Source organism: Photorhabdus kayaii, assembly GCF_025384895.1.
Lineage (GTDB): Bacteria > Pseudomonadota > Gammaproteobacteria > Enterobacterales > Enterobacteriaceae > Photorhabdus > Photorhabdus kayaii.
In genome coordinates this window covers 1-24,661 of the sequence record NZ_JAJAFZ010000050.1, presented here as the reverse complement: position 1 = coordinate 24,661, position 24,661 = coordinate 1, and the positions used below count along the sequence as shown (strand labels likewise).

21 protein-coding genes and 3 pseudogenes are annotated in these 24,661 nt (G+C 43.4%); 20 read left to right on the top strand and 4 right to left on the bottom strand.

All coding sequences use genetic code 11. The features are described 5' to 3' along the window. Positions 1-50: 50 nt before the first annotated feature. The 4 genes and pseudogenes from rpsA to LGZ98_RS16820 all read left to right on the top strand — a co-directional run bounded on the left by rpsA (position 51) and on the right by LGZ98_RS16820 (position 2,919). Complete coding sequence (rpsA, locus tag LGZ98_RS16835; RefSeq protein WP_113043189.1) at positions 51-1,724, top strand: 30S ribosomal protein S1; 1,674 nt, start codon at positions 51-53, stop codon at positions 1,722-1,724. Between the two features lie 65 nt (positions 1,725-1,789). Further along, positions 1,790-2,074: an integration host factor subunit beta gene (gene ihfB / locus LGZ98_RS16830; protein WP_011145915.1), complete on the top strand. Its 285-nt coding sequence runs from the start codon at positions 1,790-1,792 to the stop codon at positions 2,072-2,074. 455 nt (positions 2,075-2,529) lie between these two features. Then, positions 2,530-2,697 (top strand): annotated as a pseudogene (locus tag LGZ98_RS16825) (PAAR domain-containing protein); the annotation flags it as partial. Next, entirely contained in the window at positions 2,692-2,919 is a 228-nt protein-coding gene (locus LGZ98_RS16820; RefSeq protein WP_262978315.1) for a HepT-like ribonuclease domain-containing protein, read from the top strand. The pseudogene LGZ98_RS16825 and the gene LGZ98_RS16820, both read left to right, overlap by 6 nt. Here the strand turns inward: LGZ98_RS16820 and LGZ98_RS16815 are convergent. Beyond that, on the bottom strand, positions 2,896-3,531 hold the full coding sequence (locus LGZ98_RS16815; protein WP_113043188.1) for a LysE family translocator: 636 nt from the start codon (positions 3,529-3,531) through the stop codon (positions 2,896-2,898). The genes LGZ98_RS16820 and LGZ98_RS16815 overlap by 24 nt on opposite strands. 4 nt (positions 3,532-3,535) lie before the next feature. Beyond that, positions 3,536-4,348, bottom strand: coding sequence for a 2OG-Fe(II) oxygenase family protein (locus LGZ98_RS16810; protein WP_113043187.1), 813 nt, complete (start codon positions 4,346-4,348; stop codon positions 3,536-3,538). A gap of 294 nt (positions 4,349-4,642) precedes the next feature. Here LGZ98_RS16810 and LGZ98_RS16805 point away from each other — a divergent pair, with 294 nt between their 5' ends. The 5 genes from LGZ98_RS16805 (at position 4,643) to kdsB (ending at position 10,880) form a co-directional block, all read left to right on the top strand. Next, positions 4,643-6,970, top strand: a complete 2,328-nt coding sequence (locus tag LGZ98_RS16805; protein ID WP_113043186.1) for a ComEC family protein — start codon at positions 4,643-4,645, stop codon at positions 6,968-6,970. 35 nt (positions 6,971-7,005) lie between these two features. After that, complete coding sequence (gene msbA, locus LGZ98_RS16800; protein WP_113043185.1) at positions 7,006-8,754, top strand: lipid A ABC transporter ATP-binding protein/permease MsbA; 1,749 nt, start codon at positions 7,006-7,008, stop codon at positions 8,752-8,754. Beyond that, positions 8,751-9,746, top strand: coding sequence for a tetraacyldisaccharide 4'-kinase (gene lpxK / locus LGZ98_RS16795; RefSeq protein WP_113043184.1), 996 nt, complete (start codon positions 8,751-8,753; stop codon positions 9,744-9,746). The genes msbA and lpxK overlap by 4 nt, the downstream gene beginning before the upstream one ends. Positions 9,747-9,947: 201 nt before the next feature. After that, positions 9,948-10,127 (top strand): Trm112 family protein, encoded by a 180-nt coding sequence (locus LGZ98_RS16790; protein ID WP_011145924.1) that lies wholly within the window; start codon positions 9,948-9,950, stop codon positions 10,125-10,127. Between the two features lie 3 nt (positions 10,128-10,130). Continuing rightward, a complete protein-coding gene (gene kdsB / locus LGZ98_RS16785) occupies positions 10,131-10,880 on the top strand; it encodes a 3-deoxy-manno-octulosonate cytidylyltransferase (RefSeq protein WP_262978311.1) in 750 nt (249 codons plus the stop codon). 110 nt (positions 10,881-10,990) lie between these two features. On the opposite strand, the gene elyC is transcribed toward kdsB, so the two are convergent. Continuing rightward, entirely contained in the window at positions 10,991-11,827 is an 837-nt protein-coding gene (gene elyC, locus LGZ98_RS16780) for an envelope biogenesis factor ElyC (RefSeq protein WP_113043182.1), read from the bottom strand. Between the two features lie 153 nt (positions 11,828-11,980). Between elyC and cmoM the strand changes: the two genes are divergently transcribed. The 8 genes and pseudogenes from cmoM (at position 11,981) to LGZ98_RS16740 (ending at position 21,617) form a co-directional block, all read left to right on the top strand. Further along, entirely contained in the window at positions 11,981-12,760 is a 780-nt protein-coding gene (gene cmoM / locus LGZ98_RS16775) for a tRNA uridine 5-oxyacetic acid(34) methyltransferase CmoM (protein WP_112894781.1), read from the top strand. Between the two features lie 10 nt (positions 12,761-12,770). Next, positions 12,771-14,093: a chromosome partition protein MukF gene (gene mukF, locus LGZ98_RS16770; protein ID WP_113043181.1), complete on the top strand. Its 1,323-nt coding sequence runs from the start codon at positions 12,771-12,773 to the stop codon at positions 14,091-14,093. After that, positions 14,074-14,796, top strand: a complete 723-nt coding sequence (gene mukE / locus LGZ98_RS16765; RefSeq protein ID WP_262978310.1) for a chromosome partition protein MukE — start codon at positions 14,074-14,076, stop codon at positions 14,794-14,796. Before mukF ends, mukE begins: the two co-directional genes overlap by 20 nt. Continuing rightward, entirely contained in the window at positions 14,793-19,241 is a 4,449-nt protein-coding gene (gene mukB, locus LGZ98_RS16760; RefSeq protein ID WP_262978309.1) for a chromosome partition protein MukB, read from the top strand. Before mukE ends, mukB begins: the two co-directional genes overlap by 4 nt. 323 nt (positions 19,242-19,564) lie before the next feature. Beyond that, entirely contained in the window at positions 19,565-19,852 is a 288-nt protein-coding gene (locus LGZ98_RS16755; protein ID WP_113024943.1) for a hypothetical protein, read from the top strand. 174 nt (positions 19,853-20,026) lie between these two features. After that, positions 20,027-20,149 (top strand): annotated as a pseudogene (locus LGZ98_RS16750) (transposase); the annotation flags it as partial. A 54-nt stretch (positions 20,150-20,203) separates the two neighbouring features. Beyond that, complete coding sequence (locus LGZ98_RS16745; protein WP_113024944.1) at positions 20,204-20,503, top strand: hypothetical protein; 300 nt, start codon at positions 20,204-20,206, stop codon at positions 20,501-20,503. A 202-nt stretch (positions 20,504-20,705) separates the two neighbouring features. Beyond that, the gene (locus LGZ98_RS16740) at positions 20,706-21,617 is read left to right on the top strand and encodes a ribosome-inactivating family protein (protein ID WP_113024945.1); all 912 of its coding nucleotides are present in this window, start codon (positions 20,706-20,708) and stop codon (positions 21,615-21,617) included. Positions 21,618-21,972: 355 nt separating this feature from the next. Here the strand turns inward: LGZ98_RS16740 and LGZ98_RS16735 are convergent, their stop codons facing one another. Beyond that, on the bottom strand, positions 21,973-22,593 hold the full coding sequence (locus LGZ98_RS16735) for a DNA-binding protein (protein ID WP_113043178.1): 621 nt from the start codon (positions 22,591-22,593) through the stop codon (positions 21,973-21,975). Positions 22,594-22,961: 368 nt separating this feature from the next. Between LGZ98_RS16735 and LGZ98_RS16730 the strand changes: the two genes are divergently transcribed. The 3 genes and pseudogenes from LGZ98_RS16730 to LGZ98_RS24450 form a co-directional block, all read left to right on the top strand. Continuing rightward, positions 22,962-23,201, top strand: a complete 240-nt coding sequence (locus tag LGZ98_RS16730) for a type II toxin-antitoxin system prevent-host-death family antitoxin (protein WP_262978308.1) — start codon at positions 22,962-22,964, stop codon at positions 23,199-23,201. Between the two features lie 146 nt (positions 23,202-23,347). Further along, positions 23,348-24,250 (top strand): Rpn family recombination-promoting nuclease/putative transposase, encoded by a 903-nt coding sequence (locus LGZ98_RS16725; protein ID WP_113043176.1) that lies wholly within the window; start codon positions 23,348-23,350, stop codon positions 24,248-24,250. Between the two features lie 53 nt (positions 24,251-24,303). Next, positions 24,304-24,498 (top strand): annotated as a pseudogene (locus tag LGZ98_RS24450) (ISNCY family transposase); the annotation flags it as partial. Positions 24,499-24,661 lie beyond the last annotated feature (163 nt).

The window sequence follows — 24,661 nt, the reverse complement described above, 5'->3', positions numbered from 1 at the left end:
CGGCGGGAAGCTATAATGGACGTTAAATTAAAATCTTGAAGATCATTAACATGACAGAATCTTTTGCTCAACTCTTTGAAGAATCCCTGCAATCTATTGAAACTCGTCCAGGTGCTATCGTTCGCGGCATCGTTGTTGCTATTGATAAAGACGTTGTATTGGTTGATGCAGGTCTGAAATCAGAATCCGCTATTCCTGTAGAACAGTTTAAAAATGTTCAGGGTGAGCTGGAAATCCAGGTCGGTGATGAAATTGATGTTGCGCTAGACGCTGTTGAAGATGGTTTTGGTGAAACTGTTCTGTCTCGTGAGAAAGCAAAACGCCATGAAGCGTGGCTGATGCTGGAAAAAGCTTACGAAGACGCAGAAACAGTTACCGGCATCATCAACGGTAAAGTAAAAGGCGGTTTTACTGTTGAACTGAACGGTATCCGCGCATTCCTGCCTGGTTCTCTGGTTGATGTTCGTCCAGTTCGTGATACAACTCACCTGGAAGGTAAAGAGCTTGAGTTTAAAGTCATCAAACTGGATCAGAAACGCAACAACGTCGTGGTTTCTCGTCGTGCTGTTATCGAATCTGAAAACAGTGCAGAACGTGATCAACTGCTGGAAAACCTGCAAGAAGGTATGGAAGTTAAAGGTATCGTTAAGAACCTGACTGACTACGGCGCATTTGTTGATCTGGGCGGCGTTGATGGCTTGCTGCACATTACTGATATGGCTTGGAAACGTGTTAAACATCCAAGTGAAATCGTCAATGTGGGCGATGAAATCGCAGTTAAGGTACTGAAATTTGACCGTGAGCGTACCCGTGTATCTCTGGGCCTGAAACAACTGGGCGAAGATCCTTGGGTAGCAATCGCTAAGCGTTATCCAGAAGGTACTAAACTGACTGGCCGCGTAACTAACCTGACTGATTACGGTTGCTTCGTAGAAATCGAAGAAGGCGTTGAAGGTCTGGTACACGTTTCAGAAATGGACTGGACCAACAAAAACATCCACCCATCTAAAGTGGTTAACGTTGGTGACGTTGTGGAAGTTATGGTTCTGGATATCGACGAAGAACGTCGTCGTATCTCCTTAGGTCTGAAACAGTGTAAATCTAACCCTTGGCAGCTATTTGCTGAAACTCACAACAAAAATGACCGTGTTGAAGGTAAGATCAAGTCTATTACTGACTTTGGTATCTTCATTGGTCTGGATGGCGGCATTGATGGCCTGGTTCACCTGTCTGACATCTCCTGGAACGTTGCTGGAGAAGAAGCCGTTCGTGAATACAAAAAAGGCGATGAAATCGCGGCTGTTGTTCTACAAGTAGATGCAGAGCGTGAGCGTATCTCTCTGGGCATTAAACAACTGGCAGAAGATCCATTCAATAACTACCTATCTGTAAACAAGAAAGGTGCTATTGTTACTGGTAAAGTTACCGCAGTTGATGCTAAAGGTGCGACAGTAGAACTGGCTGACGGCGTTGAAGGTTACCTGCGTGCATCAGAAGCTTCTCGTGACCGTGTTGAAGATGCAACGCTGGTTCTGAACGTGGGTGATGCAGTTGAAGCTAAATATACTGGTGTTGATCGCAAAAACCGCGTTATCAACCTGTCTGTTCGCGCTAAAGACGAAGCTGACGAGAAAGACGCTATCGCTTCTGTGAACAAACAAGAAGACGCAAACTTTGCAAACAATGCAATGGCTGAAGCTTTCAAAGCAGCGAAAGGCGAATAATTCGAGTGAATAACGGTGGATAACACGTAAGTGTTATCCAAGTACGGTAGTTTAGGGAGGTACTCATGACCAAGTCTGAATTAATTGAAAGACTTGCTGGCCAGCAATCTCATATTTCGGCCAAAACCGTTGAAGATGCAGTGAAAGAAATACTCGACCATATGGCAATAACATTGGCAGATGGTGAACGTATAGAGGTGCGCGGATTCGGCAGTTTTTCTCTTCACTACCGTGCTCCGCGCGTAGGTCGTAACCCTAAAACCGGTGATAAAGTGGAGCTGGAAGGTAAATACGTTCCCCATTTTAAACCTGGCAAAGAGTTGCGTGATCGCGTGAATATCTACGATTAAGTTTGAAGATACAAGTTATTGCTTATTCTAAACAGTGTCTTTGGTGCTGTTTTAGATTAGTAATAAAGTGCTGGCCTTTTGGTCAGCACTTTTTTGATCAATCAAGGCTCATATAAAAATAGAGCTGAATTTTATATTGAGAAAACCTTCCCCATAATCCTGTCAATCTGACGTTGTGTCTCCAGAAATCACTCGTATGCAAAATTAATATCGTCATTGGTTTTAAATTTATTCGTGATATTCGCTTTTGATAAATAAATGTATAAAAATTGTTAAAAATATAAGGTAATACCGGCATCAAGCCACTTAATTTCGATAAATTTCGGAATATTCCTATATATTTTTAGGTGAAATCCATTGCATCATTGAATATTTATTAATCCATAAGTGGTGAAAACATGATGATTTCAGTTAGAACCACTCTTCATGCTATAAATCAATGGAGAAGTGAATAGATGGCAATAGGGTATTTCCTGCTGGTTGGTGATAAAACAACGTGTGGCGGCCAGATTATTACTGGTGACCACACCATGACATTTGATGGGCGAGCAACGGCTCGTGAAGGAGATAAGGTTACTTGTGGTAAACATCCCGGCACTTACATCATTGTCGGTGGTGTGGCGTTCCTAAACAACCGGTTGGTGCAAGACGCCATGATCCGCAACTTCGAGATCATCGGCGAGGCCAGTAATAACATTGGGAAGCATTATCCCAATTTCGCTGTTGCTAACCCTGAATTGCCATTGTCGTTTGCTTACCAGATGCGTACTTTTTGTTTGATTAAAAACGTTATTGGACCTTCAGGCATAGCATTTCCTGACTTAAGAAAATTTCAGATTAAATAATGTTATTGAATATGAAAAGAAATAGATTCCAAGCATAATAAGAATGATACCGCTGGTGTAATTAATAAACTTGATAACACGATGACTGAACATTTTCCTGGAGAAGAATATCACAGTATTAATAAAGGCAACCCAAACAATGACGCCAATAATTGTCCCTGCTGCACCAATAGCTAAACTATATTTACCTGATGTAATATTGTTGAGTTGTGCGCTGACAGACAGCCAAAAAATAACATTGTATGGATTTAATAGTGTCAACAATACACCATCAAAAAATTGCCTATGATAGGGTTTGGAGATGATATTGATATTTTCCTCATTTTTCTTATTTATGAAGCTGGTAATACCAAACCAAATGACCATCAATGCTCCTAAAAACCCAAAAATAGGCATAAAAATAGTATTGGAAAACAATTGTAATATACCAAAACCTAAAAGTAACAAATAAATTATATCGGCAAAACAAGCACCTAAGCCAAAAATTACTGCGTGAAGACAACTGATATTCAAGTGTCTACGCATAATTTCTATATTTATAGGGCCAACGGGAGCCGCAGCTCCCAATCCTAAAATAAAAAATGTTCCTAATGTACTGATTACACCAACCATATAATTAATTCCATAACATGAGATGTTTATTTAGTGATAATCCAATGAAGCTTTGTAATGATATTCTGCACCCTTCAGAAAAACTACGAATAGCATGGGGTTTCCTGGTGTTTATTATAATCAAATCTCCTTGTTCTGGTTTAATAAGGATGGATGGCGGAAGTGTGCCTCGCCAATCATTTTCTGCATTATCTTCGATTAACTCGGTAATAGGGATTTCAGGAACATCCCACAGCTCAAGTTCTCCTCCATTTGCAGGTATTTTTATATAGATATTCACTGAGAATTGCCCCAACAAATTGACCGATTGTTGTTGAAGGCCATCAAAATGGGGTTGTTTTTCAACCATGAAAGAGCGTTCCGGCCTGCTCATCACTCTGGCAATACCCGCATGCATCTTTTTACCTTCAAAGTTTGCAATGCTGGCTCCGGCGGACCATATCTCGTCCAGTTCTAAACGAAATTTATCGAAAGGAGCTAACATTGGAGCACAGAAATTTCTGACATTTCTGATGGCCGGTAACGCATTTTCAAAATATTTTTTATAGCTATCGCTATCTTTGGATTTGCCAAAAGTTGTGTTGTAAGACTGGCCAATTCTATCAACACCATAATCAACTAAAACAACTTCATCTCCTTTTTTCAAATCATGAGGATGACATTCCAGATTTTCGTGAGAGAGAAAAAAATCAGAGAGCTTGTTTGCAATAGGACTATCAACATATTTCTTTATATGGATTGCTAACACTTCATTATTAAATAATTTAGTAAGATGATGTTCTTGCAGAGAGTCAGATACAATTATTTTGTTTTTCATAAAAACCACCTTATTGTATTTAACATGATTTTTTGATTATTTTCCATATAAAAATAGAATGGAAATATTAATTTAGTATTATTTAAATTTAATCAATGCGATCTTAATCACAAAACAAAAATTAGCAGGTGGCAGTTTCTGTATTTGCGAAGCTGTTCGCATATATTTTTGAAATGATTGTTAACCTGAAATTAATCTGCGAAGGTGTTTGATAATTTTTCTTGTGCTTCTGGCTGCTTTGTAAAAAATAAGGAATACTCTGCTGGAAAAATAAAAGGGTAAGGATGAATAAGGATGTGGTTTTCAGTTGTGATAAATAAGATAACAACAAATTGGAAACAACCTATACCAATCATTAGCGTGAATCAGGCCGCAATAGCTATTATTGTCGGTATTGTACCCTTGCTTTTTCTGCCTGAGTTACCACAGAAATGGCAGGTTATGACATTGCTATTACTGGCTCTATTCTGCTTATTCTTACCATTTTGCCTTTGCCGGATAGTTTCAATTTCGTTACTGGCATTTCTTATTGGGTGCTGGCAGGGAAATCATTTGCTCGAACAGATAATCTATTTTAGTGAAAAAGCGCATTTATCACGGGTTATTATTGAAAGTTTATCATTAGATAATGAAGAGAAAGGCAGGGTTATCCTGCGTATTATTGAGAATGAAAACAAAGTTATTTTTCCGCCACTGTATGTTTCCGCTTATTGGGATATTTCGCCTGAATCTCTGTGTGCTGGTCAAGAATGGCGGCTGAAAATGAAATTACGGCCAGTTCATAGTCAGCTAAATCAAGGTGGATATGATAGCCAGCGTAGGGCATTAGCTATCCGCCGACCTTTAACAGGGAAAGTCATTCATGCTGAATTAATTGACGGGAAATGTAACTTACGTCAGCGATTGGTCAGTCATATTGCACCGGATATTCGTGAATTGAAGCATAGTGGTATTGCGATGGCATTAGCATTCGGAGAGCGTCAGTGGTTAAGTAAGGAGGATAATTTATTATTACAACAAACAGGTACGGCTCACCTTATGGCTATTTCAGGGTTGCATATTACTGTTGCCAGTATGTTTGGTTGGTGGATGGCAAGATTATTACAACTCTTCTTTCCCGTACACTGGATAGGGCACAGATTTCCATTGATTATCGGTTGGATAGTGGCAATAAATTACGTCTGGTTATCGGGTTGGGGCATTCCGGCTATTCGTGCATTACTGGGTTTAACGCTCTGGCTATATTTACGTTACAGAAATATTCTCTGTTTCCCTTGGCAGTGGGCATTGTGGACAGCCGCAATGATTCTCTTATTTGATCCCCTGACTGTGCTTTCTGACAGCTTCTGGCTCTCCTTCTTTGCTGTGATGGCGATAATGTTCTGGTTCTTTTGGGCGCCGTTGATTGAGCCATTTCGTTATGGTTGGAAATGGCTATGGCTGCGCGGGTTATATATGCAAATGGGTATGATGCTGATGCTTATTCCTCTCCAGCTATTATTATTTCATGGTGTCAATTTTGCCGCGTTATTTGCTAACTTCTGGGCTGTGCCAATCATCTCTTTTATTACTGTTCCGTTGATTATGCTGGCATTAATAAGTCATTTTTGTTCTCTTATTCATGCGTTATTATGGCAATTAGTCGATTACTCTGTAACCTTCTCTTTAATTCCTTTGCCAGTTTTGCAACAGTCATGGAATGAAACGGGTCGTTTTCCTCTATTAATAACGTTTATTGGCTGGTTTGTTGTCATCATTTGGCGATTTGCTTGGTGGCAATCATATAAGTTACTGATTGGCATTTCTTTAGGGATAATGCTCTGCTATCTGAGGCGCAACGAAGAATATCTGTGGCGATTTTCTATGCTGGATGTTGGGCACGGGCTTGCGGTTATCATTGAAAAAGATGGCAAGGCGCTGATTTTTGATACCGCTAATCGTTGGGAAACTGGCAGTATGGCAGAAAGGGTGATAATCCCTTATTTGCGTTGGCATCGATTAACGCCAGAGCAGATTATTATCAGTCATGATCATCTTGACCATACCGGTGGGTTAGAATCCTTACAACAAAAATATCCAGGTATTGCTGTGAGAAGTTCTTTAATTAATCAGCAACATCTGCCATGTATACGCGGTGAACAGTGGCTCTGGCAGGGGTTGAGTTTCCGTGTATTATGGCCGCCGGTAAGATCATTACACGCAGGTAATGACGAATCTTGTGTCATTCGGGTAGAAGATGGCAAACATAGCTTGCTTTTAACCGGAGATCTGGAAAAGCAAGGGGAATATAAGCTATTGGGAATAGAAAAAGAGAATTTAAGATCGACCGTATTGCAGGTTCCACATCATGGTAGTAACACGTCATCTACAGCCGCTTTTATTCATACCGTCTCACCACAATATGCACTGGCCTCTGTTGCACGTTATAGCCCGTGGCGACTTCCTTCGGTTAAAGTGCAGCGACGTTATCGTAAAATTGGGGCAGAATGGCGTAGTACCGCGGTATCCGGGCAGATAACGGGTTATTTTTATGGCGATCATGTTGAAATGATGAGCTATAGGCAACAAATTATGTCACGTTGGTATCATCAGTGGTTTGGTATTCGTAGTGATCATGAGTAGAATAACCCGCTATTTCTTTTTGTGTTGGTAACTCAATAATGAATGATAAAGACCTTTCTACCTGGCAGACGTTTCGCCGACTATGGCCAATTGTCTCTCCGTTCAGAATTGGGCTGATAGTTGCTGCGGTTGCACTGATCCTTAATGCTGCCGGTGATACGTTAATGCTTTCATTGCTTAAGCCTTTACTTGATGAAGGTTTCGGCAAAGCAAGCAGTGATGTACTGAAATGGATGCCACTGATTGTGATTGCTTTAATGATTATGCGAGGGCTATCCGGGTTTGTATCAAGTTATTGTATATCTTGGGTCTCCGGTAAAGTGGTAATGCAGATGCGTCGCCGTCTGTTCAGCCATATGATGGGGATGCCGGTGTCATTTTTTGATCAGCAATCTACAGGGACGCTGCTTTCCCGTATCACTTATGATTCTGAACAAGTGGCCTCCTCCTCTTCCAGTGCACTGATTACTGTGGTCAGGGAAGGGGCATCCATAATCGGCCTGTTTATTTTGATGTTTTACTATAGCTGGCAATTATCTCTGATCCTGATTGTGATTGCGCCGATTGTGTCATTGGTGATTCGCGTGGTATCGAAGCGATTTCGCAGTATTAGTAAAAATATGCAGAATAGCATGGGGCAAGTCACAGCCAGTGCTGAGCAGATGTTGAAAGGGCATAAAGAAGTGCTCATTTTTGGCGGGCAGAAAGTAGAAACTGAGCGCTTTAATAAAGTCAGTAACCATATGCGTCAGCAAGGCATGAAAATGGTTTCTGCTTCATCAATTTCTGATCCCATCATTCAGCTTATTGCCTCGTTTGCTTTGGCCTTTGTCCTGTATGCAGCAAGTTTCCCGGATATTATGGAAACACTGACAGCGGGTAAAATTACGGTCGTATTTTCATCAATGATTGCGTTGATGCGTCCATTGAAATCATTGACTAATGTTAATGCGCAATTCCAGCGAGGCATGGCCGCCTGTCAGACTCTGTTTTCGATTCTGGATATGGAACAGGAAAAAGATGACGGTAAGCTGGAGCTGAAAAAAGCGAACGGTGATATTGAATTCCGTAATGTGACTTTCTGCTATCCAACCAAGGAATTACCGGCGTTACAAAATATTTCCATTTATATCCCGGCGGGAAAAATTGTTGCTTTGGTAGGGCGTTCTGGTTCTGGTAAATCCACAATAGCGAATTTGCTGACCCGTTTTTATGATGTCAACGAAGGTAATATTTTGCTGGATGGGCATGACTTGCGGGAATATACGCTCTCTTCCTTGCGTGGACAGGTTGCTCTGGTATCGCAGAATGTGCATCTATTTAATGACACGGTAGCGAATAATATTGCTTATGCCAGTGAAAACCGATACAGCCGTGAAGAGATTGAGAAAGCCGCTGAGATGGCTTATGCAATGGACTTCATCAGGAAGTTAGATAACGGCTTGGATACGATGATCGGTGAGAATGGTGTACTGCTTTCTGGCGGCCAACGTCAGCGTATTGCTATCGCACGTGCCTTGTTGCGTGATTCTCCGGTTTTGATTCTTGATGAGGCAACCTCGGCGCTGGACACGGAATCTGAACGGGCAATTCAGGCTGCACTGGATGAATTGCAGAAAAACAGAACCTCGCTGGTTATTGCACATCGTCTATCAACCATTGAAAACGCGGATGAAATTCTGGTGATTGAAGATGGGCATATTGTTGAACGGGGTAACCATCTCTCTCTGTTGGAGCGAAATGGTGTTTACTCACAACTACATCGGATGCAATTTGGTCAATGATTGAGCGCATATGGTCAGGCCGCTCATGGCTTTATTTGCTGTTATTACCTTTTTCAGCCCTTTACGGGCTGATAAGTGGCTTACGGTGGTTGAGTTATAAAACAGGGTTGAGGCAAGCCTGGAAAGCGCCTGTGCCTGTGGTGGTGGTGGGTAATCTAACTACCGGCGGTAATGGTAAAACGCCGGTGGTTATTTGGCTGGTGGAGCAGTTGCAGAAAAAAGGTTATCGGGTTGGTGTTGTTTCCCGCGGCTATGGGGGTAAAGCGGAAAGTTATCCTCTGTTGGTGACTGAAAATATCACTACGGCTCAAGCCGGTGATGAACCGGTATTAATTCATCGTCGTACTGGCGCACCAGTGGCTGTTGCGCCAAAACGGGTTGCAGCAGTGAAAGCATTACTGGCAGACACGCCACTGGATATCATCGTGACTGATGATGGCTTACAGCACTATGCTTTGCAGCGGGATTTTGAAATTGCGGTTATTGATGGCGTGCGCCGTTTTGGGAATGGTTGGTGGCTTCCGGCAGGCCCAATGCGTGAACTATCTGGGCGGTTGAACAGGGTTAATGCCATTATCACCAACGGTGGTACTCCTCAGCCAGGTGAATTATCCATGACATTAGCTGGCGAGTTAGCTGTGAATATGGTGAGCGGTGAAAAACGAGCTGTGAATCTGATACCTTGTGCTGTTGCGATGGCTGGAATCGGCCATCCACCTCGGTTCTTTGCGACCTTGCAGCAGTTAGGTGCTGACCTACAAAAGGAGTACGCATTTGCCGACCATCAACTGTACGCAGAAGATCAATTGTGTCATCTGGCTGATATCAACCAGAATTTACTGATGACAGAAAAAGATGCGGTTAAGTGTTTTAGTTTTGCTCAGCCAAATTGGTGGTATTTACCAGTAGATGCTCGGTTACCTCAGGAAAAGGGAGAGATAATGCTGAACAAGATTTGTTCGTTATTGGAGATGAATAAAAATATTAAGTAAATATACCCTATGGATTTCAAGATGCATCGCGACGGCAAGGACGAATCCCTGGAAGCATAGAGAACTATGTGACCGGGGTCAGCGAGTGTAGCCAACAAAGAGGCAACTTGAAAGATAACAGGTATAACAAGAGTTAACGATGATACCAAGCTTATGTTATTCTGAGTTGCACTAAATTAAAGCTCCATAATTGGAGGATGTATGGATCACCGTTTACTCGAAATTATTGCCTGCCCTGTATGTAACGGAAAACTCAGTTACGATAAAGAGAATTTTGAACTCATTTGTAAGTTGGATCGACTTGCGTTTCCTGTACGTGATGGTATTCCCGTCCTGTTAGAGCACGAAGCCCGTGAATTACCTCTGGATGAGGAAAAATAAGAGATGTTCACCGTTATTATTCCTGCTCGCTTTGCTTCAACCCGTTTACCCGGTAAACCTTTAGCCGATATTCACGGCAAGCCGATGATTGTCCGTGTTATGGAGCGGGCGAAGCGTTCAGGTGCTGCACGCGTCATTGTGGCAACAGATAATCACGACGTTGTTGATGCTGTTGTGGCTGCCGGTGGAGAGGCGTGTCTGACCAAGGAAAATCACCATTCTGGTACTGAACGGTTAGCTGAGGTTATCAACAAATATCAATTTTCCGATGATGAAATTATCGTTAATGTTCAAGGGGATGAACCATTAATTCCCGAAGAGATCATTAAACAGGTTGCAGAGAATTTGGCGGGTTGTAAAGCGGGAATGGCAACGTTGGCTGTACAGATTCATGATGCGGAGGAAGCTTTTAACCCTAATGCTGTGAAAGTCGTTATGGATAAACAGGGTTATGCGCTCTATTTCTCCAGAGCAACCATTCCCTGGGAGCGTGACCGTTTTATTCAATCACGGGAAACGATTGGGGACAATTTCCTGCGTCATATTGGTATTTATGCCTATCGCGCGGGTTTTATCCGTCGCTATGTGCAATGGAAGCCGAGCCCGTTGGAGCAAATTGAAATGCTGGAACAACTGCGGGTACTTTGGTATGGCGAAAAAATTCATGTGGGGATTGCATTAAAAGCGCCGGGAGTGGGCGTTGATACGCCGGAAGATTTGGCAGCAATCAGAAAAGTGTTTACTGAAATCTGATTGGTTGTTTGAACTTATTTTTTGATTAACGAAAGCGCGTCATTCATTGTTGTTTATTTCTATATTGTTTATTTCTATCGCGCTTTCGTTTCTCTATCCATCTTCTTGCTTCAAGAAGTCGCTTGAGGATTATTTAACGGCTGAGAATGCTCTGACTTTTGTGGGTGTTCCAGATCCTTCGACGGTTTAATGCGTTGCCAGAGGATGCCTAAAGTTTCATACCATACTCGCTCTGAATGAGATAGAAAGTAAGCTGAGGGCAGATATTTTTCCCAAGGATGTAATGGTGAAGTGATCGCTAATTGGTTAGCTGGGCCGGGAATGGGGTTCAACCCATGTTGTTTAAAGAAAGTGATTGCTCGCTGCATATGATTGGCGGAAGTTACTAAAATAAAGGGTTGGTTACCAATCAGTTTCTTAACTTCATTGGCTTCTTGCTCAGTATCCATTGGCTTTGTTAGTGCAATCGTATCTTCTGCGGGCACGCCGAGCGATTGGGCTACGATAGCGGCAACTTCAGCGCTACTTTTAACATTCGCCCCTTTACCGCCGGTAAAGACCATTTTAGAGCCGGGGTTCAGGCGATATAGGCGAATACCTTCTGTCACTCGTGGCAAACTGTTGTTAAGTAAGTTTGAACTGGGTGCCCAATTTGGGTTATAAGTGAAGCCACCACCAAGAACGACGATATAATCAACCGGTGGATTGTGATTGGGATCAGATTGGTCGCTGTTAGCATAAACCGATTCCAGTGGTAACAGCAGCTTATCGGCAACAGGTTGCAAACTTAGCAGAAGTAGCGTGAGCCAACTGAATGTTAGAACCATTTTTCCTGTTTTTTGCCAACGGGTAAACCACAGCAGTAATAAAGCAGCAAGTGAAATTAGCAATATTAATGGCAGAGGCATCACCATTGCACCGAGGTACTTTTTAAATAAAAATTGCATCTATTTGCCTTAATTTGGTTGAATTATAGCCATGTGGTTCACAGTTTGTCGTCAAAAGTAGTTATATCAACGAATGCTGTGCCAAAATAGCAGTCAGCGTAATGAAATCTCAACAGATAAATCAGATCTATTCCATTAGTGAGGCAGTTTTTCATGCGGGATCGCAATTTCGATGATATTGCAGACAAATTCTCTCGTAATATTTACGGCACAACCAAAGGTAAAATCAGGCAAGCCGTTGTCTGGCAGGATATTAGCGAATTACTGGCTCAATTACCTCAACGTCCACTGCGTATTTTAGATGCGGGTGGTGGTGAGGGAAATATAGCATGCCAATTAGCTGAATTGGGTCATCAAGTGATATTGTGTGATTTATCAGAAGAGATGATCCAGCGGGCAAGGCTGGCCGCGGAAGAGAAAGGGGTCAGCCAAAATATGCAATTTATACAAAGTCCGGTACAAGAAATTAGCCAATATATAGAGCAACCGGTAGATTTGGTATTATTCCATGCAGTACTTGAGTGGATTACCGATCAGAAATATGTAATAGAAGTGCTAATGAATATCATTAATCCGGGTGGCGCTCTATCTTTAATGTTTTACAATGCCAATGGTTTGGTTATGCGTAATGCTATTTTAGGTAATTTTCATTTGGCGACACCCAATATACAACGTCGCAGAAAACGTTCATTATCGCCTCAGAATCCATTGGCACCAGAGCAGGTATATCAATGGCTTGATGAATTAAATATGACGATTACCGGCAAAACCGGTGTGCGTGTTTTTCACGATTATTTGCAAAATCGCCAATTACAGAGCGAAAACTTTCCGGCGTTGCTGGAATTAGAACAGCGTTATTGCCGACAGGAGCCTTATATCAGCCTGGGGCGCTACATTCATGTTATGGCACGCAAGCCAGCTTTAACAGTTTAAAGGACAAATTATGAGTGAATATTCCCAGACTGTCCCGGAACTGGTGTCTTGGGCCAGGAAAAACGACTTTTCCATCTCCTTGCCTGTAGAAAGGCTGGCTTTTCTGATGGCAATTGCGGTGTTGAACAGCGAGCGTCTGGATGGCGAGATGAGCGAAGGGGAGCTGGTTGATGCTTTTCGTGAAGTTTGCAAAGGATTTGAGCAGACCACAGAATCTGTCGCCGTACGGGCCAACAATGCTATCAATGACATGGTGCGTCAGAAACTTCTTAACCGTTTCACCAGTGAATTGGCCGATAACCATGCAATCTATCGCTTAACCCCGCTTGGAATAAGTATCAGTGACTACTACATTCGTCAGCGGGAATTTTCTACCTTACGTCTTTCGATGCAACTTTCGGTGGTGGCGAGTGAGTTACACCGGGCAGCAGAAGCGGCAGAAGAAAAGGGAGATGAATTTCATTGGCACCGTAATGTTTTTGCACCGCTGAAATATTCTGTGGCGGAAATCTTCGACAGCATCGACATGTCTCAGCGCGTAATGGACGAGCAGCAAAGCTCGGTTAAAGAAGATATTGCGGCGTTGCTGAATCAAGATTGGCAGGCAGCGATTGCCAACTGTGAGCAACTGTTATCCGAAACATCGGGTACGTTGCGGGAACTTCAGGACACACTAGAAGCGGCTGGAGACAAATTACAGGCTAATTTGCTGCGCATTCAGGAAGCCAATATGGACAGTGGTGGATCAGAACTGGTTGATAAACTGGTATTTGATCTGCAAAGCAAACTGGATCGTATTATCAGTTGGGGTCAGCAGGCGATTGATTTATGGATTGGCTACGATCGTCACGTTCACAAATTTATCCGTACCGCGATTGATATGGATAAAAACCGTATTTTCTCTCAGCGCTTACGTCAATCAGTTCAACACTATTTTGATAACCCGTGGACCCTCACCATTGCTAACGCCGAACGTTTGCTGGATATGCGGGACGAAGAATTGACGTTACGTAATGAAGAAGTCACGGGTGAACTGCCGTTAGCGCTGGAATATGAAGAATTCAGTGAAATAAACGAACGACTGGCAGAAATGATTGAAAAAGCGCTGTTGATATATCAGCAGGAACAGCGTCCACTGGATTTAGGTGCAGTGTTAAGGGATTACCTTGCTCAGCATCCGCTCTCTCGTCACTTTGATGTGGCGCGTATTTTGGTGGATCAGGCTGTGCGATTGGGTGTGGCAGAAGCGGATTTCTCTGGGCTGCCAGCGGAATGGTTAGCGATTAATGATTACGGAGCCAAGGTACAGGCACATGTCATCGACACATATTGAACAATTTATGCCAGTTAAACTGGCACAGGCGTTAGCCAATTCACTTTTCCCGGAACTGGATAGCCAGCTTCGTGCGGGTCGTCATATCGGGATGGATGATCTTGATAATCACGCTTATCTGATGGATTTTCAGGAGCAATTGGAGGAATTTTACGCCCGCTATAATGTGGAGTTGATCCGTGCGCCAGAAGGTTTCTTCTATCTGCGGCCCCGTTCAACCACATTGATCCCGCGTTCGGTATTATCAGAGCTGGATATGATGGTAGGAAAAATTCTTTGTTATCTCTATCTCAGCCCGGAACGTCTGGCTAATCAGGGGATTTTTACTGCTCAAGAGCTGTACGAAGAGCTGATCTCACTGGCCGATGAGGGCAAGTTGATGAAGTTTGTCAACCAACGCTCCTCCGGTTCCGATTTGGATAAACAGAAATTGCAGGAAAAAGTGCGCACGACACTGAACCGTCTGCGTCGTCTGGGGATGGTCTATATCCTGCCAAATGACAACAACAAATTTACCATTACTGAGGCGGTATTCCGTTTTGGTGCGGATGTGCGCAGTGGCGACGATCCTCGTGAAGTACAACTGAGGATGATCCGTGACGGTGAGGCAATGCCGATTGAAGGCGGTTTGTCGCTTGATGACAGTGAAAATGATGAAACACCGGATAACTCAGCAGAAGGTGCGGGAGATGAACAACTATGATTGAACGCGGTAAATTTCGTTCACTGACGCTGGTTAACTGGAATGGCTTTTTTGCCAGAACATTTGATCTTGATGAATTAGTGACCACCTTATCAGGCGGTAATGGGGCGGGTAAATCCACCACGATGGCGGCTTTTGTCACTGCGCTGATCCCTGATTTAACCTTGTTGCATTTCCGTAACACCACCGAAGCCGGTGCCACTTCCGGTTCTCGTGATAAAGGTTTGCACGGCAAATTGCGGGCGGGGGTCTGTTACTCAACCTTGGATGTGATTAACTCCCGCCATCAGCGGGTGGTGGTTGGGGTGAGATTGCAACAAGTGGCGGGGCGTGACCGTAAGGTCGATATCAAACCTTTTATGATTCAAGGGTTGCCAACCGCTATTCAACCTACGCAGTTATTGACTGAAAATGTGGGTGAAAGACAGGCGCGGGTATTGCCACTGAATGAACTGAAAGATCGCCTTGATGAGATGGAAGGTGTGCAGTTCAAACAATTTAACTCCATCACAGATTATCATGCGCTGATGTTTGATTTGGGAGTGATACCCAAACGCCTGCGTTCAGCAAGTGATCGTAGTAAATTTTATCGTCTGATCGAAGCTTCCCTGTATGGCGGTATTTCCAGCGCCATTACCCGTTCCCTGCGCGATTACCTGTTGCCGGAAAACAGTGGTGTTCGCAAGGCATTTCAGGATATGGAAGCGGCGCTGCGTGAAAACCGTATAACACTGGAGGCTATCCGGGTAACTCAATCTGATCGCGATCTGTTTAAGCATTTGATTACCGAAGCAACTTCTTACGTTTCCGCTGATTACATGCGCCATGCCAATGAGCGTCGCACCCATCTGGATCAGGCACTGGCATTGCGTGGAGAGCTATTTGGTAGCCATAGGCAACTGGCAACCGAACAGTATCGCCATGTCGAAATGGCGCGGGAACTGGCGGAGCAGAGTGGAGCTTCTGTTGATTTAGAAGCTGATCATCAGGCCGCCAGTGATCATCTGAATTTGGTGCAGACAGCCATGCGCCAGCAGGAAAAAATTGACCGTTATCAGGGAGATCTGGAAGAACTTTCTTACCGTCTGGAAGAGCAAACTGAGGTTGTTGAAGAAGCAGCGGAACTTCAATCTGAATATGAAGCCAGAGCGGAAGCGGCGGAACAGGAAGTCGATGAGCTGAAAAACCAGTTGGCAGATTACCAGCAAGCACTGGATGTTCAGCAAACTCGCGCTATTCAGTATCAACAGGCGTTACAAGCGCTGGAACGTGCTCGTGAGCTTTGTCGGTTACCGGATCTTGCCGCTGATAATGCAGAAACATGGCTGGAAACCTTTCAGGCTAAAGAGCAACAGGCGACAGAAGCCCTGTTGGCGCTGGAACAGAAATTAAGTGTTGCTGATGCGGCTCATAGCCAGTTTGAGCAGGCATATCAACTGGTGAAAAACATGGTTGGTGAAATCAGCCGCAGTGAAGCGTGGCAGAGAGCTCGTGAATTGCTGCGTGACTGGCCGTCACAGCAACATCTTGCGGATCGTGTGCCGCCATTGCGAATGCGATTGGCTGAACTGGAGCAGCGCCTGACCAACCAACAAAATGCAGAGTTTTTATTAAACGAATTTTGTAAACGCCAGGGGCAGCAATATCAGGTTGAAGATCTGGAAGGATTACAAAATGAACTTGAAGCTCGTCAGGAAGCACTAAGCCTAAGCGTTAATGAAAGCGGTGAACGCCGTATGGAGATGCGTCAGGCGCTTGAACAACTGAAACAGAAAATTCAGTCACTGACTGCCCGTGCCCCGGTCTGGCTGGCTGCGCAGGATACCCTGAGCCAACTGTGTGAACAGAATGGTGAAGCGCTGGCGAGCAGTAATGACGTGACGGAATATATGCAGCAGTTGCTTGAACGTGAACGTGAAGCCACGGTAGAGCGAGATGAAGTTGCGGCGCAAAAACGTGAGTTGGAAAAGCAGATCGAGCGCCTCAGTCAACCGAGCGGAGCGGAAGATAGCCGGATGATTGCGCTGGCGGAACGTTTCGGTGGAGTTTTGCTGTCAGAAATTTATGACGACATCACCATTGATGATGCACCGTACTTCTCTGCCTTGTATGGGCCAGCTCGACATGGCATTGTGGTGCCCGATCTTTCTCTGGTTCGTCCACACCTTGAAGCGCTGGAAGATTGCCCGGAAGATCTCTATCTAATTGAAGGAGATCCGCAATCCTTTGATGACAGCGTATTTAGTGCCGAAGAGCAGGAAAATGCGGTATTGGTCAAATCTTCTGACCGCCAATGGCGTTATTCCCGTTATCCTGAATTGCCATTGTTTGGCCGTGCTGCCAGAGAAAACCGTCTAGAAGCCTTGAATCTGGAACGAGATACCTTGGCAGAGCGTTATGCTACGCTCTCTTTTGATGTGCAGAAAATCCAACGTGCGCATCAAGCATTCAGTCAGTTTGTGGGTAAACACCTGTCTGTGGCATTTGATGCCGATCCGGAAGCCGAAATCCGCGAACTGCGGCAGCGTCACACAGAACTCGAACGTGAACTATCCCGGTTTGAAGAGCAGACCCAACAACAGCGTCAGCAATATACTCAGGCTAAAGAGAGCCTGACGACATTAAATCGCCTGATCCCTCAAGTGACGCTATTGCTGGATGAAACCTTAATCGATCGCGTAGAAGAGATACGCGAAGAGCTGGAAGAAGCGCAGGAAGCGGCTCGTTTCCTGCAACAACATGGTTCGTCATTAGCGAAGTTGGAACCGATGGTTGCTGTTCTGCAAAGCGATCCACAGCAGCATGAACAGTTGCAACGGGACTATGAAACGGCCAAACAGAGCCAGCATCAGGCTAAACAACGGGCTTTTGCGCTGGTGGAAGTGGTACAGCGTCGTGCGCATTTTAGCTACAGTGATTCTGCCGGTATGCTCAGTGAAAATGCGGATCTGAATGACAAACTGCGTCAGCGTCTGGAACACGCGGAATCGGATCGCAGCCGCGCCCGCGAACAACTGCGTCAACAGCAAGCGCAGTATTCCCAATTTAACCAAGTGCTGGCATCCCTGAAAAGTTCCTATGAAACCAAACAGGATATGCTGAAAGAGCTGGAACAGGAGATGAAAGAGATTGGTGTTCAAGCGGATGCGAATGCTGAAATGCGTGCCCGCGAGCGCCGTGATCGGCTCCATGAGGCGCTCAGCACTAACCGTTCCAGAGTCAATCAGCTTGAGAAGCAGATCGCCTTTTGCGAAGCGGAAATGGATAGCTTGCAGAAGAAACTGCGTAAACTGGAACGCGATTACCATCAAATCCGTGAACAGGTGGTTTCTGCCAAAGCGGGCTGGTGCGCGGTGATGCGGATGGTGAAAGATAATGGTGTTGAGCGTCGTCTGCATCGCCGTGAACTGGCTTATATGGACGGTGGCGCGTTACGTTCCATGTCGGATAAGGCGTTGGGTGCATTGCGTCTGGCGGTGGCTGATAACGAACATCTGCGTGATGCCTTGCGTTTGTCCGAAGATCCCAAACGCCCTGAACGTAAAGTTCAGTTCTTTATTGCCGTTTATCAGCACCTGCGCGAACGCATTCGTCAAGATATTATCCGCACTGACGATCCGGTTGATGCCATTGAACAGATGGAAATTGAGCTGGCTCGTTTGACAGAAGAGCTGACCGCTCGCGAGCAGAAATTAGCCATCAGTTCGAAGAGTGTGGCGAATATTATCCGCAAAACCATTCAACGTGAGCAGAACCGCATCCGCATGCTAAACCAAGGATTACAAGCGGTCTCCTTCGGACAAGTCCGTGGTGTGCGGTTGAATGTAAACGTGCGTGAAAGCCACGCGATATTGCTGGATGTGCTTTCTGAACAGCAAGAACAGCATCAGGATCTATTTAACAGCCAGCGATTTACCTTCTCGGAAGCAATGGCAAAACTTTATCAGCGTCTGAATCCGCAAGTAGATATGGGGCAGCGCTTGCCGCAAACCATAGGTGAAGAGTTGTTGGATTATCGCAACTATCTGGAACTGGATGTTGAAGTTAACCGTGGATCTGATGGCTGGTTAAAAGCAGAGAGTGGGGCGTTGTCTACTGGTGAAGCGATCGGTACCGGCATGTCCATTTTGGTGATGGTGGTGCAGAGTTGGGAAGAAGAATCCCGCCGTTTGCGAGGTAAAGATATTTCCCCTTGTCGGTTGCTATTCCTCGATGAAGCGGCGCGTCTGGATGCCAAATCCATTGCCACTCTGTTTGAACTATGCGAACGACTGCAAATGCAGTTAATTATCGCTGCCCCGGAAAATATCAGTCCTGAAAAAGGAACCACCTATAAACTGGTGCGTAAAGTGTTTAAAAACCACGAACATGTGCATGTGGTAGGGTTGCGAGGATTTGGACAGGATGTGCCGGCAACCCAATTGATTTCAGATGCTACCGCTTAATTAAATGGATGCTTTACGGTAATTGTAAGTAGGGAAAATAAAGAGAGTGCGCCACGGATGGCGCAATGGATATTTAGCTTGAGGTTGTACCATTATTTTTTGCTTATTAGATTCGGTATTAGTTGACCACTACACTCGGATTTATTTTTGATTAAAAATATTCGCGATCTTGCCCTGAGTGTACAATGGGAGAAAAACCGAGGAAAAATGTAGTTAAATATACATATTGAATTTTAATATTCAATATATCATAAACAGGTGTTATATAATTTTCTTTCGAAACTCTTTTTTTAAAATTAAATGTAGCAGAGATGAGGTGTTGTATGAAGACTCTTTCGAAACTTTCTTTTTTTAGTCTAATTTGTTTTTCCTTGTTGGCAAATAAATCTTGGGCAAACAACTGTAGTGACTGCAAATCTATTAACGGGGAGTTTGTTAAAGTGAAAGAGGTGGGAATTGTAGTAGGCCAGTATAACTACATCCTAACTAAGGATGGTAAAAAAGTGGAAATTCATGATAATGCTGTTCAGAAAGCACAGATTGCTTTTGTTCTGGATTTGCCATTTTATATAGACGATAGAATAACAAATTACTCCATTAAAAAGGATTGAAATAGAACGGATGGATGATTTCTATCCAAATTTTATAGCTGCCATAATATACCCAATGGATTTCAAGATGGATCGCGACGGCAAGGGAGCGAATCCCCGGGAGCATAGATAACTATGTGATCGGGGTGAGTGAGTGCAGCCAACAAAGAGGCAACTTGAAAGATGACGGGTATAATACCAATATACAGCGTGGCAAAGGTTGTCGCACTGATAAAAAGTTTGACAACAAGAGAAATATTCAAACGTTGTCCTCAGATGAAAAGGACACTCTGGGGCGGAGAATTTTGGACTGATGGGTAAATCGATATCCTTTCACTAACCTTATAGTAGTTTTATTTTAATGGAATATTCATGAATAAAAAAATCAGTGCTATTTTCATTGCCTTGTCTTTATTTTCGGCACCATCATTCTCGGGGCAGTACACGATATCTGGCTATGTTCAGTGGCTTAAAGCTAATTCAGATAAACACTGCTGGGGATATTTAAATTCAATTGGATATGGACAGGGTTTCTATTTAGATGACTGCAATCAGGAGATGATGCATTTGTTAAGGACAGCTCAAATTATTGGTACAAAAGTAGACATAACCATCGAAGGTGATGGTAGTGAGTACAAACCTTTATATGCTGTTACACTTTACCGTGAATAAGTTATACCAGAATAAAGGGCATTGTTGTAAACAGCGGCTCAGGGGAATCCTTTCCGCAGAAGTTTTTCAATTTAATGTAAATGGGATGGGTAGTACTGTTTCAATGTTTTAAGATACCCCGCTGCTTGCGGCGGGGCTCTTCATTTAATTGACACTTTAAGACTAATTGAAATGTTAAGTTCTAATCATAGAAGAGAGCGGAATGAAAAATTTTTACAGGTACTTGATTTTATTTTTCTTTTTATTTAGTAACGTAGTATATTCTAAGAGCGTCAATTTTGATTATTCAGATGCTCAAAACTATATTAAATCCATTAAGAATCTTAGATCTATAGTAGGGAGCCACCTACCTAATGTTCCCGGATTACTTGTCCTTAATCCCACTGAACCATATACATCGGTTCACCTCATAAGTAATAATGGGGATGTTATTGATCTTATATTATCAAATACTAATTTGTATATGGTGGGATTTGTCTCTGCTGGGATATTCTACAGATTCAATGATACTGAATTTTCCAACATAACAGTTCCGGAGACAAACCTTTTAAATTTAAATATTTCTTCAAGTTATATTGATTTATTTAGACGGGCTAACCGTACAAGAGAAGAAACAATTGTGAGCAATGAAACCATCAATAGCGCCATTACGACTTTATGGCGGCAAAATGGTTCAGGAACAGTAGAGCCTCTAGCAGCAAGAGCTTTTATGACATTGATTACCGCTGTGGCTGAATCAGCTAGATTTAGCCGAATATCTTCGTTTATAACTAGCAATTATGATAATAATGTGCAGATAGGAGGAGGTTTGGTCAGATTAACCAACCGGTGGTCAAGCCTAAGCAGTTATGCATATGAAATGTCGAATAATGCAGGTTCAAATGCGGGCTATTTTGACGATATAGTTAATTCTATAAATAGAAATAGATTATATGGAGTACTCGCATTGGCATTATATTGTGATTTTTCTACTTCCTCTAAGCTAAAACCAAGGCTATTGACATTTTCTGAGACTACCCCATTGACCGCAGATACCTGTTCATCTGAACGAGATATTACTCTCATAAATAATATTTATTGGCCAAACAATGTGTTACAAGCGGTGTTTGATTGAATTGACGGCACTTTTGCAAATAGAAATACGCGTTATTCACTAGGCGTACTTCGTCTAGGTGTAATGGCATACTAATTTTAGTCACCTGAATGGGGTTGTAAGCCGGAAATTTCGTCTTACAACCCTTATGTGCAATTATGTGTGACTAGCATTGTAATCAAGTTTTAATGCAATAAACCCCAAAAAATCAATCAATTTAAAACCACTTTAATCGTCGTATAATTGTGATGCCAATCACGGCATAGCGGTGTCAGTGGGCAAGCACACGACACCATTTCAAAAAAACATTAAGGAGAAGCCTATGGCAAAACTTATTTATGGGGGTACCTCACAATGCAAACAAAGGAGACTTCTCTTAACTGGCGATCTGTTTGCCCATCTGTTTCGCTGCACGAAGCATTTTTGAAACATCATCAATGCTGCTATCTTCTTTCATGATCTCAATAGGGGTTTTCCCTTTACCGTTCTTGTCGCTCAAGGGGGTAGTCAAAAACGATATTCTGGAAATAGGCCCGATATCATTGCTCATTGCTTTCATGACGTTTTCAAAGTGAGGTAACAGCCCTCCCTCTTTGAATTGAAAGAGCGGGAAGACATGATCGCTGTTCTTCTTGAAAGCGAGCAGCTTATTTCCCTTCACTCGCAAATTAACGGCCTGACGCGTGATACCGAGAATATCAGCAACATCTACTGCTTTAATTACGCCACCCATGCGCTCAATTTCCTTATAAAAATTGGACAGGTTCTCAGCGCGACGCTTTAGTTTGCGGAGTTCGCGATCGGGAGTCCTCGCACTCTTTTCAAGTACGGTTGAGTACAGCAGCCCAAAAAGTTCGCTATCCGGAAGAACAAGAGCATTGCTGGCCTTCGCCTTTTCAGCAAACTCAGGCATCAATGAGCCGAATATTATGTCAAAGCGTTTTTGCAGTAACACTTGTAGCTCATTCAAATTACGTTGTTTGGTTGCGGTGTTCATAAAATCTCCTGTTTCTTGACCATTATTTTATTCTTTCAACTAGAATTGGTCAATTAACATAGTGCAAATCAAAGGTGATTTGCAATCAGATAAAGCTATCAACTTTTACATATGGGCGGATAGGGATCGTGCGAATAAAGAGATTGGGCCACGGATAGCACATATATACCCGTTATCCTTCAAGTTGCCTCTTTGTTGGCTGCACTCTCTCACCCCGGTCACATAGTTATCTATGCTCCCGGGGATTCGCTCCCTTGCCGCCGCGATGCATCTTGAAATCCATAGGGTATAGATGTTTAGCTTGATATTATACTATTTTGTCATGCAATCTTTGTATGATATTTATACTACGGTGAAAAAGGCATATTATGCGGAAGACAACATATAGCGTTGCAAAGGGAAATCTTGCTTCGATAATGGATCAAGTTGTTCAGGATTGTGCACCAATATTGATCACCAGACAAAACGGTGGCGATTGCGTTATTATTTCAAATGCAGAATATGCAAGCCTTGAAGAAACTGCTTATTTACTACGTTCATCCGCTAATGCAAAACATTTACTTAAATCATTGGAGCAGGTAAATAGCGGAAATTTGCAGGAAAGGTAACTAACCTGAACTTCGCTTAAGAAGGAAATTAAAGTATCTGAGGTACGATCAAAATTTTTGTCAAAGAAAATTCAAGACATCTCAGTCCGCTTGGTTTCTTGCTTAATATTCCTTCAATATAAAAGAAAGTATGCTACCATTCACCGATGAAGAGAAAAAATACACCAACGCCACATGACGCTGTTTTTAAACAGTTTTTAAGTCATATTGATACTGCCAGAGACTTTTTGGAGATACATTTGCCTGCGACATTACGGGCAGTTTGTGATCTGGATACACTGCGGTTGGAATCAGGGTCGTTTATTGAAGACAATCTGCGGGCGCATTATTCCGACATTTTGTATTCATTGAAAACGGCTCAGGGTGACGGTTATGTGTATTGTGTGATCGAGCACCAAAGTTCCCCGGACAAAATGATGGCATTTCGATTAATGCGCTACGGTATTTCAGCCATGCAACGGCATCTGGAGCAGGGACATGAAAAATTGCCGCTGGTCATTCCGGTGTTGTTCTATCACGGTAAAATACAGCCGTATCCTTGGAGTACCAATTGGCTAAACTGTTTCGATGATCCGGCCCTGGCGGAGGAAATCTATTCCAATAAATTCCCGCTGGTAGATGTAACGGTAATCCCGGATGATGAAATCTTGACGCACAAACGGGTCGCGCTACTGGAAATGGTGCAAAAGCATATCCGACAGCGAGATATGGCAGAGCTGCTGCAAGAGTTGGTTATACTGCTGACGTATGATTACTATACGGATGAACAGCTAAAAAGCGTGCTAAACTACTTATTACAGGTGGGAGATACCGCCGATCCAGAGGGTTTTATTCGGCGACTGGCAGAACAGTCCCCGAGGTATGAGGAGGTACTGATGACAATAGCACAAAGATTGGAACATAAAGCACGTCAGGAAGGACGTCAGGAAGGACGTCAAGAAGCAACGTTAAAAATTGCTCATGCATTGCTGAACAGCGGAGTCGATCGTGAAACAGTGATGAAAACCACCGGTCTGAGCCAGAACGAACTGGAGCAAATACGCCACTAACTCGTCTTGAGAGTTCTCAATCAGCATTCAACGATCCGTGTGAGAAGAGGATCTTACGGCGACTGGCAGAACAGTCCCCGAGGTATGAGGAGGTACTGATGACAATAGCACAAAGATTGGAACATAAAGCACGTCAGGAAGGGCGTCAAGAAGCAACGTTAAAAATTGCTCATGCATTGCTGAACAGCGGAATCGATCGTGAAACAGTGATGAAAACTACCGGTCTGAGCCAGAGTGAGCTTGAATAAATGTCCGACAAAATTACTGTATTTCTTCCAAATACTACTATTTATTTTACGGTAGTCATATGAGTAGGAAAAAATGCGCCACGGAGGGCGCAATAATTATTCGAAACCGAGTATTTTTAGTTTATGTCAGAGGCCAATTCAAGAACACCACACTATCATTGTA

What these genes read in the sequence shown, in the direction of transcription:
- mukE (WP_262978310.1), top strand. Translation starts at nt 14,074, where the DNA reads ATGTCATCGACACATATTGAACAATTTATGCCAGTTAAACTGGCACAG.
- cmoM (WP_112894781.1), top strand. Translation starts at nt 11,981, where the DNA reads ATGCGGGATCGCAATTTCGATGATATTGCAGACAAATTCTCTCGTAAT.
- kdsB (WP_262978311.1), top strand. Translation starts at nt 10,131, where the DNA reads ATGTTCACCGTTATTATTCCTGCTCGCTTTGCTTCAACCCGTTTACCC.
- LGZ98_RS16810 (WP_113043187.1), bottom strand. Translation starts at nt 4,348, where the DNA reads ATGAAAAACAAAATAATTGTATCTGACTCTCTGCAAGAACATCATCTT.
- LGZ98_RS16755 (WP_113024943.1), top strand. Translation starts at nt 19,565, where the DNA reads ATGAAGACTCTTTCGAAACTTTCTTTTTTTAGTCTAATTTGTTTTTCC.
- ihfB (WP_011145915.1), top strand. Translation starts at nt 1,790, where the DNA reads ATGACCAAGTCTGAATTAATTGAAAGACTTGCTGGCCAGCAATCTCAT.
- LGZ98_RS16740 (WP_113024945.1), top strand. Translation starts at nt 20,706, where the DNA reads ATGAAAAATTTTTACAGGTACTTGATTTTATTTTTCTTTTTATTTAGT.
- LGZ98_RS16730 (WP_262978308.1), top strand. Translation starts at nt 22,962, where the DNA reads ATGCGGAAGACAACATATAGCGTTGCAAAGGGAAATCTTGCTTCGATA.
- LGZ98_RS16805 (WP_113043186.1), top strand. Translation starts at nt 4,643, where the DNA reads ATGTGGTTTTCAGTTGTGATAAATAAGATAACAACAAATTGGAAACAA.
- rpsA (WP_113043189.1), top strand. Translation starts at nt 51, where the DNA reads ATGACAGAATCTTTTGCTCAACTCTTTGAAGAATCCCTGCAATCTATT.
- LGZ98_RS16745 (WP_113024944.1), top strand. Translation starts at nt 20,204, where the DNA reads ATGAATAAAAAAATCAGTGCTATTTTCATTGCCTTGTCTTTATTTTCG.
- mukB (WP_262978309.1), top strand. Translation starts at nt 14,793, where the DNA reads ATGATTGAACGCGGTAAATTTCGTTCACTGACGCTGGTTAACTGGAAT.
- elyC (WP_113043182.1), bottom strand. Translation starts at nt 11,827, where the DNA reads ATGCAATTTTTATTTAAAAAGTACCTCGGTGCAATGGTGATGCCTCTG.
- LGZ98_RS16735 (WP_113043178.1), bottom strand. Translation starts at nt 22,593, where the DNA reads ATGAACACCGCAACCAAACAACGTAATTTGAATGAGCTACAAGTGTTA.
- LGZ98_RS16815 (WP_113043188.1), bottom strand. Translation starts at nt 3,531, where the DNA reads ATGGTTGGTGTAATCAGTACATTAGGAACATTTTTTATTTTAGGATTG.
- mukF (WP_113043181.1), top strand. Translation starts at nt 12,771, where the DNA reads ATGAGTGAATATTCCCAGACTGTCCCGGAACTGGTGTCTTGGGCCAGG.
- lpxK (WP_113043184.1), top strand. Translation starts at nt 8,751, where the DNA reads ATGATTGAGCGCATATGGTCAGGCCGCTCATGGCTTTATTTGCTGTTA.
- LGZ98_RS16790 (WP_011145924.1), top strand. Translation starts at nt 9,948, where the DNA reads ATGGATCACCGTTTACTCGAAATTATTGCCTGCCCTGTATGTAACGGA.
- LGZ98_RS16725 (WP_113043176.1), top strand. Translation starts at nt 23,348, where the DNA reads ATGAAGAGAAAAAATACACCAACGCCACATGACGCTGTTTTTAAACAG.